This window comes from Paenibacillus sp. FSL R7-269 (assembly GCF_000517865.1).
Lineage (GTDB): Bacteria > Bacillota > Bacilli > Paenibacillales > Paenibacillaceae > Paenibacillus_AQ.
The window spans coordinates 128,560-142,726 of the sequence record NZ_ASPS01000053.1 but is presented as its reverse complement, the minus strand read 5'-3'; the positions used below and the strand labels follow the sequence as shown (position 1 = coordinate 142,726).

9 protein-coding genes and 1 riboswitch are annotated in these 14,167 nt (G+C 53.5%); of the genes, 8 read left to right on the top strand and 1 reads right to left on the bottom strand.

From position 1 onward, the window contains the following. The first annotated feature begins 765 nt into the window (after positions 1-765). The 3 genes from C162_RS23170 to C162_RS23160 all read left to right on the top strand — a co-directional run bounded on the left by C162_RS23170 (position 766) and on the right by C162_RS23160 (position 4,579). Positions 766-2,496 carry a spore germination protein gene (locus C162_RS23170; protein WP_442792473.1) on the top strand — a complete coding sequence of 577 codons (1,731 nt, stop codon included), beginning with the start codon at positions 766-768 and terminating at the stop codon, positions 2,494-2,496. Between the two features lie 192 nt (positions 2,497-2,688). Beyond that, positions 2,689-4,023: a diaminopimelate decarboxylase gene (gene lysA, locus C162_RS23165; protein WP_036698223.1), complete on the top strand. Its 1,335-nt coding sequence runs from the start codon at positions 2,689-2,691 to the stop codon at positions 4,021-4,023. A gap of 124 nt (positions 4,024-4,147) precedes the next feature. Beyond that, entirely contained in the window at positions 4,148-4,579 is a 432-nt protein-coding gene (locus C162_RS23160) for a peptidylprolyl isomerase (protein ID WP_036698220.1), read from the top strand. Positions 4,580-4,789: 210 nt separating this feature from the next. On the opposite strand, the gene C162_RS23155 is transcribed toward C162_RS23160, so the two are convergent. Beyond that, complete coding sequence (locus C162_RS23155) at positions 4,790-5,551, bottom strand: YwaF family protein (RefSeq protein WP_036698219.1); 762 nt, start codon at positions 5,549-5,551, stop codon at positions 4,790-4,792. A gap of 281 nt (positions 5,552-5,832) precedes the next feature. Between C162_RS23155 and C162_RS23150 the strand changes: the two genes are divergently transcribed. From C162_RS23150 to C162_RS23130, 5 genes are all read left to right on the top strand, one after another. Then, positions 5,833-9,324 (top strand): collagen binding domain-containing protein, encoded by a 3,492-nt coding sequence (locus C162_RS23150; protein WP_051493862.1) that lies wholly within the window; start codon positions 5,833-5,835, stop codon positions 9,322-9,324. Positions 9,325-10,120: 796 nt separating this feature from the next. Then, positions 10,121-10,522, top strand: coding sequence for a large conductance mechanosensitive channel protein MscL (gene mscL, locus C162_RS23145; RefSeq protein WP_036698217.1), 402 nt, complete (start codon positions 10,121-10,123; stop codon positions 10,520-10,522). Positions 10,523-10,628: 106 nt separating this feature from the next. Further along, positions 10,629-10,802: riboswitch (FMN riboswitch) on the top strand. 223 nt (positions 10,803-11,025) lie between these two features. Continuing rightward, a complete protein-coding gene (gene ribD, locus C162_RS23140; protein ID WP_036698216.1) occupies positions 11,026-12,132 on the top strand; it encodes a bifunctional diaminohydroxyphosphoribosylaminopyrimidine deaminase/5-amino-6-(5-phosphoribosylamino)uracil reductase RibD in 1,107 nt (368 codons plus the stop codon). A 26-nt stretch (positions 12,133-12,158) separates the two neighbouring features. After that, positions 12,159-12,827 (top strand): riboflavin synthase, encoded by a 669-nt coding sequence (ribE, locus tag C162_RS23135; protein ID WP_036698214.1) that lies wholly within the window; start codon positions 12,159-12,161, stop codon positions 12,825-12,827. Between the two features lie 62 nt (positions 12,828-12,889). After that, a complete protein-coding gene (locus C162_RS23130; protein ID WP_051493861.1) occupies positions 12,890-14,143 on the top strand; it encodes a bifunctional 3,4-dihydroxy-2-butanone-4-phosphate synthase/GTP cyclohydrolase II in 1,254 nt (417 codons plus the stop codon). The last annotated feature ends 24 nt before the right edge of the window (positions 14,144-14,167 follow it).

Sequence of the window (14,167 nt, the reverse complement as noted above, 5' to 3'; positions counted from 1 at the left end):
GAGCTGGAGGCGTCGGCGGAGTTGGGTGCGGTGACACGCCCGATTGAGGGCGGGCAGGAGAGCCCATCGGGCTTGGATACTCCGTCAGATACCGGTGGGGAGGATAGCGGCGGGAAGAATGCTGCAGCTGGAGAAGGTGCGGATGACGGCGGTCAGAGTGCTGTGTCTGGGGATGATGAAGCAAGCGGTGATGAGAACGCTGCACCTGGAGACACTGGGGCTGTTAGCGGGAAAGATGCTGCGTCTGGAGAAAGTGTGGCTGACGGCGCTCAGAGTGCTGCGGCTACAGATGATGAGACCAGCACCGAGGATGATCCCGCATCCGATAACGGAGACGATCAGGAATCGTCCGGCGGAGGGATCAAAGGGTTCTTCAGCAGTCTGTTTGGCGACGATGCCGGGCCGGAGGAGCAGGGCGGGGACGGCTCCGGTAATACGGATGGATCCAATCAGGAGATGGAAGCTGCGGATGAGCTGGGCAAGTCTGGTCAGCCGGAGGAAGCGTCTGCGGAATCCGGGAGCGGAGACCAGACAAAGGACCATTCGCAGCAGGGCGCGCATTTTGCAGGAGATTCTGCCTCCGCCGGTTTTGCTGGCCCGGAATCAGCAGATTCCGAAGGTGCGGGTACACCGGAGCAGACCGGAGCAGCACAGACAGTGACAAATAATTCAGGAACGGATAATTCCACTGCGGAGTCCGGCGTGGGACAAGGAACTCATGAGGACGGCAGAGACAAGTCACAGGACCTGGAAACCTCGGACGAGCTGGGGGCGCAGACGCAGGATAAGGGCCATAAAGGCTTTTTTGCCCGATTATTTGGAGATGATGAAGAGTCTGAGGATCAGGAGAACGGTCAGGAAGCTGATCAGCCACAGCAGCCGAAGCAGTCCGCCCCCAAGAAGGCCAAAGCCGGTCAGGGAGCGGATTCTGCAAGCAAACCCAAGGACCCCCTGCAGCAAAAAAGGGACAATGAACGCTCTGACTCCCTGGAGCAGTCGATTACGTATTGGCAAGGCAATGACAAGATTCCACAATCGCTTGCGGATGCCAAGAATACACTGACCGAAGTGCTTGGGCTGGGCTCATCCTTCGATATCGTGTTCAGGGAAATGTCCTTCGGCGGAAAACGCGCGGCCCTGCTCTGCATTAGCGGCTTCGCCAAGGATACGATTATCGATGAAATTCTGAAGCGCCTGACGTATCTGACCCCGGAAAATGTATCGACCGATGTGGTCGCCAGCTTCATGAGTGAGTATATTCCCCATGTTCAGGTGGAGAAAGGCGAGCTGTTCAGCGAGAGCATCAACAAAGTGTTAGCTGGCATGAGCGCGTTCTTCATTGAAGGGGAATCGCAGGTTATCATCATGGATACCCGTTCGTACCCTTCCCGCAGCCCGGATGAGCCGTCTATTGAGCGGGTGGTCCGCGGATCGAGGGACGGCTTCACAGAGACGCTGCTAAGCAACGTGGCTCTGGTTAGAAGACGTATCCGCGACCCCGGGCTGAAGCTGGAGATGCATCAGATTGGACGGCGGACCCGGACAGATGTCTGCTTAGCTTACATCGATGATATCGTGGATAAGACCCAGGTTCAGGCCGTTACGGACAAGCTGAAAAGCGTCAATCTCGACGGCATTCCCCTGGCGGACAAGCAGCTGGAGGAAGCGATTGTCGGCGGCGGCTGGAACCCTTATCCGCTGGTCCGTTATTCGGAACGGCCGGATATTGTCGCTTCCCATCTGTTGGAGGGCCGGGTGGTTGTGTTTGTCGATACTTCCCCAAGTGTCATGGTGCTGCCGACGACGTTTTTTGATTTGTGCCAGCATGCGGAAGAGAACCGCCAGACGCCTTTTATGGGGACTTATCTTCGCTGGGTCCGCTTCATCGGGATCTTTGCATCGATGTTCCTGCTTCCGCTGTGGATGCTGATGGTGCTCCATCCGGAGCTGAAGCCCGGCATGCTTGATTTCATCGGTCCGCAAAAATCAGCCAATCTCCCGCTCATTGCCCAGTTCCTGATCGTTGAGCTGGGGGTGGACCTGCTGCGGATGGCTGCGGTGCATACACCGACTCCGCTCGGCTCCGCGATGGGGCTGATCGCTGCCATTCTGGTCGGTGATATCGCCGTACAGACCGGGCTTTTTGTCAATGAAGTGGTGCTCTATATGGCGGTGGCCTCCATCGGGATGTTCGCGACGCCGAGCTACGAGCTGGGGCTGGCCAACCGGATTGTCCGGCTTGCGCTTCTGCTGGCGGTGGCTGCTTATGGCATCCCCGGCTTCATGATCGGGACGACGCTGCTGGTGGTGCTGCTGACCACACACCGTTCGTATAACTCTCCATACATGTGGCCGTTTATACCATTTAATGCAAAAGCTATGGCGGAGATCCTTCTGCGTCAGCCGGTGCTCAGCTCCAAAACAAGGCCATCCTTCAACAAAACAAGAGATAACACCCGGATGCCTGAGAATAAGGACGCCCCGCGCAAGTCGTAGGAAAATACAAATCAACTGCAAAAAAGTCCATTCAACGGTGTTCCCTCTGTCTGTTATACTGAGTATACTGAATAGCCCCGCAATAAGCCGGATTTGTATTCTGAGCATCTTTTACAGGAACGCATCGGGGCCCCAAATCATATACTAGACAGGGTGGATCGGATGATTCCACAGAAATTGGAGGACTGCGCAATGTTTTTACACGGGACGAGCCGAATCAATGATGCAGGGCATTTGGAGATCGGCGGATGTGATGTAACCGAATTGAAGGCGGAATATGGAACACCGCTATATATAGTGGACGAGCAATTGGTCCGCCGCCGCTGCCGTGAGTACATGGAGGCATTCACAGCTTCCGGTCTCGGGTTCCAGGTGGCTTATGCCAGCAAGGCGTTCTCGACGATGGCGATGTGCCGGCTTGCGGATGAGGAAGGACTGTCGCTGGATGTGGTCTCCGATGGAGAGCTGTATACTGCGCTGCAAGCCGGTTTCCCGGCGGAACGCATTCATTTCCACGGCAATAATAAGACACCGGATGAGATTGAGATGGCGATTGATGCTGGGATTGGCTGCTTTGTTGCCGATAATTTAGTAGAGCTTCGTCTGCTTCAGGCTATTGCTTCACGCAGAGAAGTGACCGTTAATATTCTGCTGCGCGTTACGCCTGGGGTAGAAGCCCATGCCCATCATGCCTACGCTTCTACAGGACAGACCGACTCCAAATTCGGCTTCGATATCGGCAACGGCTCGGCCCGTGAAGCGGTCAGCCTTGCTGACAGCCTGACGAATCTGAACCTGCTCGGCGTACATTCGCATATCGGGTCGCAGATTTTTGAGACCGAAGGCTTCCAGCTTGCAGTTGAACGGATTGCCGAGTTCACCCGTACTATTAAGGAAGAGCTGGGTATCAGCTTCCCTGTAGTCAACCTGGGCGGAGGCTTCGGAATCCGTTATGTGGACGGCGATACGCCGCTGCAGGTCTCCGAATATGTCGCAGCCATCACAGATGCAGTGAAGACCCACTTCACCGGCATTAACGATTCGCTGCCGCAGATCTGGGTGGAACCGGGCCGCAGCATCGTAGGAGATGCCGGTACGACCCTATACACGGTTGGAACCAGCAAGGAAATTCCGGGTGTGCGCAAATATGTAGCTGTTGATGGCGGCATGACAGACAATCCGCGTCCGGCCCTGTATGAATCCAAGTACGAAGCGCTGCTGGCAAGCCGTGCGACTGAGCCTAACGTGGAGAAGGTATCCATCGCCGGCAAATGCTGCGAGAGCGGCGATATGCTGATCTGGGATGTTGAGCTGCCTAAGGTGGAGAGCGGCGATTTGCTGGCTGTGGCCTGCACAGGTGCCTACAATTACTCCATGGCCAGCAACTACAACCGTATCCGCCGTCCGGCAGTAGTATTCGTACAGAACGGGCAGAGTGATCTGGTCGTACGCCGTGAGTCCCATCAGGACATTGTTGCCAATGATATCGTGCCTGCACGGATTGCCAAACAGGCCGTTACGAAATAAGACCATAAGGCTGTACTATAGCAGCAGGCGGGAGGACTTCCCGCTTGCTTTGCTTTGTGCCCCGTTTCATAGTAAACTAATAAAAGTGTTCTATATTTGTCATTTCGAAAGGGGTCATTTACATATGACTAAGCAAGCGAAAGTTACACTCGAAAACGGCGGCGTCGTGCTGATCGACTTGTTCGACCAGGATGCGCCTAATACAGTAGCAAACTTTGAGAAGCTGGCAAAAGACGGCTTCTACAACGGATTGTTGTTCCACCGCGTGATTCCAGGCTTCGTAGCACAAGGCGGCTGCCCGAACGGAACTGGCACCGGCGGTCCTGGCTACACCATCAACTGCGAGATCAACCCGAACAAGCACGAGCGCGGCTCCCTGGCTATGGCCCATGCCGGCAAGAACACAGGCGGAAGCCAGTTCTATATCGCTTACGCTCCACAACCGCACCTGGACGGAGTACACACTGTATTCGGTAAAGTGGTTGAAGGCATGGACCTGGTTGACGCTTTCAAAGGCCGCGACAAGATGACGACCGTTGAAATTGTAGAAGCTTAATACAAGCATTCCATAGACGCTATAGGGCGAGGTTCCTCTTTCTATGGCATCGCCGAAGCACCCGGCTGGGTTATCCAGCCGGGTGCTTTTTGCCGTGCGGGGAATTATACAATCGCAGTTGGATTCTCCACTTACTCATGAGCGGAGGCAGCCTTTTCAGGCAACAGGTGGAAAAATAGCACAAGTGCCCCTCATTTTCCTCCCCTGAATTTACCTGCCAAGTTTCCGGCTGGCTGCGGCGCGGCGGGCCATGTACAGCTCCGGCAGCTTGAAGAAGAGCAGGAACATCAGGAGGAAGATGACGAAGGCGAAGGCTTCTTCAACCAGCAGATAGTAGGGATAAGGGCCGAAATAGTCCAGTACCGAGAACGTGCTGGGCTTGCGCATCAGGAACATATAGTTGGAGTCCAGCAGTACATTGGCGGCGTACACGCATGCTGCGACAAGGTTCAGGCAGAGCATGGTGAAGAATAGGGAGCGCCAGGTGGGCTTATATCCTTCGACCCAGGTCATGTAGAGAGACGCGAGTATGATCGATCCGTGGGCGATGAAGAACAGCAGGAAGCGGAAATGCGGAAACGGATAGACCAGATTAGGAGTAAGCAGGGCGATGAATGCACCGCCGATCCCGGCAAAATAAAGAAAGCTGTACAGCAGCCTGCTGCGCGTGAGCAGCATCACGATGGACAGGAGCAGGGAAATTCCGCATAGTTCCAGCGGCAGGGAAGAGCTGCGGCTCCAGCTGTCATGGGACAGATACCAGACATGCAGGCCGCCCTCGGAAGCAGCCAGCAGCAGGATCAGCAGCAGGCGTATGCCTAACCGCAGGCCAGAGCGGCTGCGCAGGGCGAAGCGGGCCCCAAAGAGCGCCAGGCAGCATAGGGCGATGACAGACAGAGTAACGAGATGGGAGGCGGAGAGCATGACGAGATCGCTGTCGCGGGCACGGTCCCAGAATAAAGTTCGGTTCACTTGAAATCTCTCCTTGAATCCTGAAATATGAGTAACATAATAATTTCTTTAATTTTAACCATTTCTGATTCTAAAGTTCTACTCTTAGGTGATATAAGTATATATCGTCTGTTGTGGGCAGAAAAGTCAGGTTTACAAGTTTATTTACATAAGATGGACTCTTAGCCCGTATACATAACGAAACTTCAGGTGGAGTGTGTCCTTACCGGTGCGTTCAGCAGCCATCTTTTTAGCAGGTATGCTTCAAATCATTCAATCGGAAGAACGGGGGCTTATGGGAAATGGTGAAAAAAAGAACAAGCCTGGCAGTGATCCTCGCCATGTTATTTGTGCAATTGGTCTCAGGGCTGGGCTTCACCCAGCAGGCTACAGCGGCGGCCATTGAGCAGGACCAGGACATTATTACCAGCGTATCCATGGCGGTATATGGTCCGGATGGACAGACGGTGACAGGCAGTGTGTATGATGTGGACTCCACCGTGAAGCTGGACTATACCTGGTCGCTTCCTAACGGCCACGGCTATAGTCAGGGAGACAGCTTTACTTTCCAGCTTCCCGAGCAATTCCAGCTCTTCAATGACATTCAAGGCGGACTGGAATCGGACGATGGAACGGTAGGCACATTCACAGTCAGCCAGGCTACCCATCAGGTAGTGATGACGTTTGGCGATTATATCGAGAGTCATGCCAATGTGCAGGGGACCCTACGTATTAATACCCAATTTGACAAAAAAGTGATCAGCGGCAGCACCGTCCAGCAGATTCTGTTCCCGGTGAACGGCGGAGTCCAGACGATTACGGTATCGTTCAAGCCTACTGTAGGCTCGACGATTACCAAGAAGGGAATCTCTAGCGGCTTCAACGCGGATCATATTGATTGGACTGTTGATGTGAACAAAAGACTGGAGCCGGTAAGCGGCGCGGCTGTGACCGACCCGATTCCTGCCGGGCTGGCACTGGACAGTACGGTTACGCTTGCCGTCTATCAGCTGAATGTTCAGCTAGACGGCACAGTTACGCAAGGGCAGCTGATAGACAGCAGCAAATATACTGCCGGCGTCTCCGGCGGGACGCTGAAGCTTCAGTTCACAGAACCTGTGATAACAGGGGCATATCGTATCACTTATACCACGCAGGTAGTAAGTGACAACTTGTCCAGCTTCACCAACACGGCAACCTTCACAGGAAATGGACGTGACCCGGTAAGCGCTTCGGATACCGTGGACATTGAACGCGGAGGCAGCCTTAACAAAAAAGCCGTCCGTTATGACTGGGGCACCCAGACCATCAACTGGGCCATCGAATACAACTACAATAACCGGGCGATCTCCCCGGAGAACGCGGTGTTGACGGATGTGTTCAACAGCTCTCAGGTGCTCCTGGAGAACTCGGTGCGGATCTATCCGGTTACCCTGAATGCAGCCGGAGAAGCTACGAAGGGCACGGCTCTTAATGCAGGCAGTGATTACACAGTAACACCAGTCAGCAACGAATCCGGCAACGGATTCAGACTGGAGTTCAAGAATACAGTGAAATCGGCTTATCTGATCGAATATACGACCAAAGCCGCAGATCGTGTGTTCAAAGATACGAAGATTACCAACACTGTCTCTGACAGTACCTATAGCAGCAACGCTACTCAACTGATTCGGCCCATTATTATCTATAAGAATCTGTCCGGGGTGGATTACAACAAGCATACGACCGACTGGAAAATCACGTTCAATGGTGACAATTACCCAATGAACGAAGTGGTAGTTACAGACAGCTTCCCGCAGGGAGGACAGAAATACATCTCAGGTTCTCTGGTGGTCCGTACACTATCCGGCACAGTGATCCCTTCATCGGCTTATACCCTGATTGTGAATTCACCGGCTCAGCCGAATGAAGGCTTCAAGGTGAAATTCAACTCACCTGTTACAGGTACTTATACCATTAGTTATCACACGGAATTCAGCAATGACTGGCTTACCGGCAATACGGATGATTTCATCAACGTGGCCCGGATTGACTGGAAGGACAGCCAGAACAAGGCACAGTGGACGGAAGCCAGCGGTAAGTTTATTCCTAATTTTGAGGTGAAGACCAACGGGTTCAAATCCGGGGCATATGATGCTTCGGCCAAAGAACTGACCTGGACCGTAGGCGTCAATTACAACAGCAAATTCATTGCCGATCCTGTAGTGACGGATGTACTGAGTGACGGACAGTCTCTGGTACCCGGCTCACTGAAGGTATACAAGATGAATATTGCCAAGGATGGAAAACATAGCTTTGGCGCTGAGGTTGCCGGCAATGAGTTCAGCTATAGCGTGGGCAGCGGCAATGAGTTGAAGGTTGATTTTGTCACAGCCATTAATTCGCCCTATTATATCGTGTTCAAAACGAGTCTGTCTGGAAAGCTGATTGGAACCAAGGTTCTCAATACAGCCAAGCTGCTGGATGGCATGATGAAGGTCTCCAAGGATTTGAATGCCAGGGTAGATATCCCGCATGGGGACGAATATGTGTTCAAAGACGGTGCGCAGAATGGAGATAAGCTGAACTGGACCATTGCGATCAACCGCACCCAGTCCCATGTAAAAGATGCCGTGATCACCGATGTGCCAAGCACGAATCAGATCCTGCTGCCGGACAGCTTCCAGCTCTACCGTACGGTTACGGCTGTGAACGGCGAAGTCACGAAGAGCGGCACGCCGCTTGTGAAGGATACCGATTACACCTTAACGATCAGCGCCGATGCACAGGGCAGACAGTCCTTCGTTTTAAGCTTCCTTGGTGACATCCATTCCGCCTATGTGCTGGAATATCAGTCGTTGATCGTTGCGAATACTGGCGATAAGCTCGTCAATTCGGTAAGGTTCAGCGGCAATAACGTCAAACTTATCACCAAGGAGACGACTAAGGAGATTATCGTTGGGGTCTCCAGCGGTTCGGGAACAGGCAGCGGCGTCAGAGGGACGCTTAATGTCTTCAAGCTGGAAGCAGGCAATGGTGCCAAACCGCTGGCGGGAGCTACCTATGAGCTATACCGCCTGAACGGAAGTGACCGGGTGCTGGTGAATACCCGCACCACAGATGCAGCAGGCATCGCGGCGTTTAACAATCTGTGGCTGGGCAGCTATGTCCTGATTGAAACGGTTGCACCGCAAGGCTATGTGCTTGATTCCACGGAGCATCCGGTGACAATCGGCTCATCGGCCGTGCTGAATCTTACCCTGTATAATAAGCTGGCGGAGCAGCCAACGCCGACAGTAACACCAACGCCGACTGTAACTCCGGTGCCAACTGAGACACCTGTAGAGACTACAGTTCCGACTACAGTTCCATCGCCGGTGCCTACAGATTCTACGGGACCAGAGGCTACACCTGTTCCGACATCGCCTGGTGGAGGACTGGTATTTACTCCGGCACCAACACCAGCCGGCACATTCGAACCGGGAGTTATTATCGATGATTCGCAGATTCCTGCAGGACCAGGCTTGCCTGGAACCCCGCTGCCATCTGCGCCGGTACCAACTGTGACTCCAGGACCGGCAGCACCTGAAGTGGTGACGCCAATCGATGATAATATCCCGCTGGGCAATCCGGAAGTAGATGTTGAAGACGATGCGGTACCGCAGGGAACGGTCTCGGGTACGAATGACGGCAGCGGCAGACTGCCGCAGACCGGAGAGAACAGCCCGCTGCCGATCTATCTGACGGGTGCAGCCCTCATTTTGGGCGGCTTTATCCTCAGCCGGGTATTCCGCAGAACACGCAAGCAGGACTAGGCTGAATTAGCAGCAGGATAGGGTCACAGCAGGAGCTGTGCCAAAAGTAAATATTCCATAGGTGGCAACAAAACCTATATCTTCTTCGAAGCTGAATATGAAAAAAGGAGCGTTTCTCCCTTATTGGAGAAACGCTCCTTTGTGCTTCTGGTTATACACTACATTTGCTCGTTTTGGTAGCTTCTGATGAATTCAGGTGTACTTATGCACTTCATTCGCTCGTTTTGCTCACTTCTGATGAATTCAGGTGTACTTATGCACTTCATTCGCTCGTTTTGCTCATTGCTGATGAATTCAAGTGTATTAATGCACTACATTCGCTCCTTTTGCTCCCTTCTGATAAATTTAAGTGTACTTATGCACTACATTCGCTCATTTGGGCTGCATTCCGTAGATTCAGAGTCAATTGGTCCATGCTAAAATTGTGCGTACTAAGCTCACTCTTTTGAGATGAATGGGTTTTGAGCTAGTTAGAATATTAGGTATTTCGTACCCCGCTTAAACAGCGGAGCGGACGGAACGACCCGCGGAAAAGCGGCAGCGTTCGCCTGAAAGCTTTCCGCAGGAAAGCTCGCTTCGGAAGCATCAGCAGTCTCCGGATTTTCACCGCTCAGGGGAATGAAAAAAATTCTTACGACCACAGCGATTGGAATAACGGTCCGTCTGCGGAGCGTTATTCCAAGTGCACACGTTAATCCTACTCCACTTATATATTTTTCTGCTTACAGGTTGCTATACGTGTTGATATAAATGCTATAATAATTTCAAATTCAAAGTTTCGGAGGGATGGTTCGTCATGTGGAAGGAATTCAAAAGCTTCGCCATGAAAGGCAATGTACTTGATCTGGCGGTTGCCGTAATCATTGGAGCGGCATTCGGCAAAATTGTTACCTCGCTGGTGGGAGACATTATTATGCCGCTTATCGGTCTGATCAGCGGAGGTATTGATCTGAAGGAACTAAGCTTCGGAACCGGAGAAGCTGAGGTGAAATACGGTATGTTTCTCCAGACCGTAGTCGACTTCTTCATTATTTCCTTCTCCATCTTCCTGGTGGTGAAGCTGAGCAGCCGGTTCAGACGCAAGGAGACCGTTAAGGTTGAGGTGGTTGAGACACCCGCCCCGGCACCGGATGTGGTCCTGCTGACGGAAATCCGCGATCTGCTGAGAACGGACAAGCATCGCGAGAAGGGTGTATAAGGGAATTAAGTTACATAAATATAGTAAATTTCTGAAGCACACTTGCTTTTCCCGCAGTGAAGTGATAATTTTGTTGTAGGCGTAACTTAGTATTAAACTGAATAGATCAATCCTTCAGGGCAGGGTGTGATTCCCTACCGGCGGTGATGCTGACGGATCTGGCTGAATATAGCTGGTTCCGGCGCTTAGTCCGCTACCCGCTTCGTATGATATTGCTACGGACGGTGGACCCGGTGTAATTCCGGGACCGACAGTATAGTCTGGATGGAAGAAGGAGAGATTCACGTGCCGTGCTTGCAGCAGGCGGCCGAGCAGCAATGTTTTCGGATATTATGTGCGAACTTTCACAATGGTGGAGGTCCGGCGTTTATTTACGCATATATTCTTTGCTGTGATCACCTCTCGTATATCCCGTCTTGAACTCCTCCTGGAGATTGAGACGGGTTTTTCTGTTTAGGGTTGGGTACACATGAAGACTATAGCCTTGGGATAGGAGACAAGACATGGATAAGATGAACGATGAGTTTTACATGTCCCTTGCGCTGGATATGGCGGAGCGGGCACAGGGCCAAACCGGAATTAATCCTGTGGTTGGCTGCGTAGTCGTGAAGGACGGTGCCATGATCGGGATTGGAACTCATCTGCAGCGCGGGACCGGACACGCCGAGGTGCATGCGCTCAATATGGCAGCAGGCAAAGCACAAGGCAGTACGGCCTATGTTACGCTGGAGCCTTGCAGCCATTATGGCATTACGCCTCCATGCAGTCAGCGTCTGATCGACGAAGGGGTGGCCAGAGTGGTCGTCGCCTGTGAGGACCCCAATCCTCAGGTGGCAGGCCGGGGAATTGCGATGCTGCGCGAGCAGGGAATTGATGTTGAAGTAGGTCTGCTGCGGGGCCGGGCGCTGCGGCTGAACGAGAAGTTCATCAAGTATATTTTGACGAAGAAGCCGTTCGTAACCCTCAAGAGCGCCAGCACATTGGACGGCAAAATCGCCACCCGGACCGGAGACAGCAAGTGGATCTCGAATGCTGAGGCACGGGAGATTGTACATACCCTGCGTCACCGCCATCAGGGAATTATGGTCGGGGTGAATACGGTAATTGCCGATAACCCTTCGCTGACGACCAGACTGAATGTGCCCGGGCGGAATCCGCTGCGGATTATCATTGACTCCTCGCTGCGGCTTCCGCCAGGCAGCGCGGTGGTCAAGGATGGACTCGCGCCTACGGTGGTCGTAACGACAGAAGCAGCCGATCCTGACCGCAGAGCAGCGCTGCTGGCTGCAGGGGTAGAGGTCATTGCTGCGGGCAGCGGTCCGCGTGTGGATCTGCAGGCGGCTATGGCTGCGCTCGGTGCAATGGAGATTGGGTCTATTCTGCTGGAAGGCGGCGGGACGCTGAATGGGGCGATGCTTGCGGAGGGACTGGTTGACCGTGTGGTCCTCTTCTTCGCTCCCAAGATTGTCGGCGGCGGCGCGGAAGCAGCGGGGACCTTCGACTTCGGGGGTGTGGAGCTGATGCGTGATGCCATCCAGCTTGAAGGATTGGAAGTGGAAGTGCTCGGGGATAATGTGTGTATCAGCGGAACCCCGGTTCCTCAGCATTAACCGACTATTCAGGAAGGAGGGATGGTATGTTTACCGGCTTGATTGAAGAGGTGGGAGTTCTGCGTAGCGTCACCAGCGGCGGGGAGATGATGGTGCTGAATATCGGCGCATCGCTCATTATGGGAGATCTCAAGATCGGCGACAGTGTGGCGGTCAATGGGGTCTGTCTCACGGCAACCTCACTCGGAGACCATCATTTCACGGTTGACGTTATGCCCGAGACCTACCGCAACAGTACGCTCAAGGAGCTGCGCACCGGGTCCGCAATGAATCTGGAACGCGCTATGGCTGCCGGCGGACGCTTCGGAGGGCATATTGTCCAAGGGCATGTGGATGGAACCGGTGAGATCCGCAGCGTCAGGCGCGATCAGAATGCAGTGGTGTTCGAGATTGCACCGGACCGCAAATCCCTGTTCAAATTCATCATTCCCAAAGGCTCCATTACCATAGACGGCATTAGCCTTACGGTTGTGAGGACGGAAGCCGCAACCTTCACCGTGTCGATTATCCCGCACACGCTGGGAGAGACGGTACTGGCCCACAAGCGGGCGGGAGACCGGGTGAATATCGAATGTGATGTGCTCGGTAAATACGTGGACCATCTGCTCCATTACGGTTCGCGCGCGGGCAATGAAGAGGATGGAGGAAGCTCGAAGATCAGCCATGATTTTTTGGCGGCCAACGGGTTCGTATAATCTATTGATCAGGCATACGGCAAGCCGTCAGGTAAGCGTATAGCTATTAGGAGGACAGTAGTATGAGCCAGCAAGCTGATAAAGACAGTGTTCTAGACCCGATTGAAGATGCGATTTATGACTTAATGCGCGGTAAGGTCGTTATCGTTGTAGATGATGAGGACCGTGAGAATGAAGGAGACTTCGTTGCTCTGGCGGAACGGGCTACCCCGGAAGTGATTAACTTCATGATTACCGAAGGACGCGGCCTGGTCTGCGTACCGATCACAGCGGAGCGTGCAGAGGAGCTGGACCTGCACCCGATGGTATCCCAGAATACCGATAACCATGGTACGGCGTTCACGGTATCGATTGACCACGCGGATACGACGACCGGGATCTCAGCCGGCGAACGCTCCCAGACGATTAAGGCCATGCTGGACCCCAAGGCCAAGCCGGCCGACTTCCGCAGACCGGGGCATATGTTCCCGCTGATCGCCAAGAAGGGCGGAGTCCTGCGGCGTTCCGGGCATACGGAGGCTGCTGTCGATCTGGCCCGCATGTGCGGGGCTTACCCGGCAGGTGTCATCTGTGAAGTCGTGAAGGTGGACGGTACCATGGCCCGCCTGCCTGACCTGATTGAAATCGCAAGGAAGCATGATCTTAAGCTGATCAGCATCAAGGACCTTATTCACTACCGTAACGAGAAGGAGCATCTGGTCACCCGTGAGGTAGCGGTGAATCTGCCGACGGATTTCGGTGATTTTCAGACCATTGCCTATACGAACGAGGTGGACGACAAGGAGCATGTTGCCCTGGTTAAAGGTGATATCTCCGGGGATGAGCCGGTGCTCGTGCGTGTGCATTCAGAGTGCCTGACCGGCGATGTGTTCCATTCGCACCGCTGCGACTGCGGTCCGCAGTTCGAAGCGGCGCTGCGCCAGATTGAAGAAGCAGGCAGGGGTGTACTCCTCTATATGCGCCAGGAGGGCCGTGGAATTGGCCTGATTAACAAGCTGCGCGCTTATAAGCTGCAGGAAGAAGGGCTGGATACTGTGGATGCCAACCTAAAGCTGGGCTTCGCGGCAGATCTGCGGGATTATGGCATCGGGGCTCAGATTCTTAAGGATCTCGGCATCCGCCAGATCCGGCTGCTGACCAACAATCCTCGCAAGATCAAGGGGCTGGAAGGCTACGGCCTTGAGGTGGTGGAGCGCGTAGCGATCCAGATGCCGGAGAACAAGGACAATAGCAATTATCTGCATACGAAGCAGGCCAAGCTTGGCCATCTGCTGAAGTTTGACGACATCGAACAGAATGAGGATTCCAAAATTTAATCATAGATTACCTATCCTATACAC

Excerpts from the sequence above, each read along its gene's own strand:
- ribE (WP_036698214.1), top strand. The coding sequence starts at position 12,159 with ATGTTTACCGGCTTGATTGAAGAGGTGGGAGTTCTGCGTAGCGTCACC.
- C162_RS23130 (WP_051493861.1), top strand. The coding sequence starts at position 12,890 with ATGAGCCAGCAAGCTGATAAAGACAGTGTTCTAGACCCGATTGAAGAT.
- lysA (WP_036698223.1), top strand. The coding sequence starts at position 2,689 with ATGTTTTTACACGGGACGAGCCGAATCAATGATGCAGGGCATTTGGAG.
- C162_RS23150 (WP_051493862.1), top strand. The coding sequence starts at position 5,833 with ATGGTGAAAAAAAGAACAAGCCTGGCAGTGATCCTCGCCATGTTATTT.
- ribD (WP_036698216.1), top strand. The coding sequence starts at position 11,026 with ATGGATAAGATGAACGATGAGTTTTACATGTCCCTTGCGCTGGATATG.
- C162_RS23160 (WP_036698220.1), top strand. The coding sequence starts at position 4,148 with ATGACTAAGCAAGCGAAAGTTACACTCGAAAACGGCGGCGTCGTGCTG.
- mscL (WP_036698217.1), top strand. The coding sequence starts at position 10,121 with ATGTGGAAGGAATTCAAAAGCTTCGCCATGAAAGGCAATGTACTTGAT.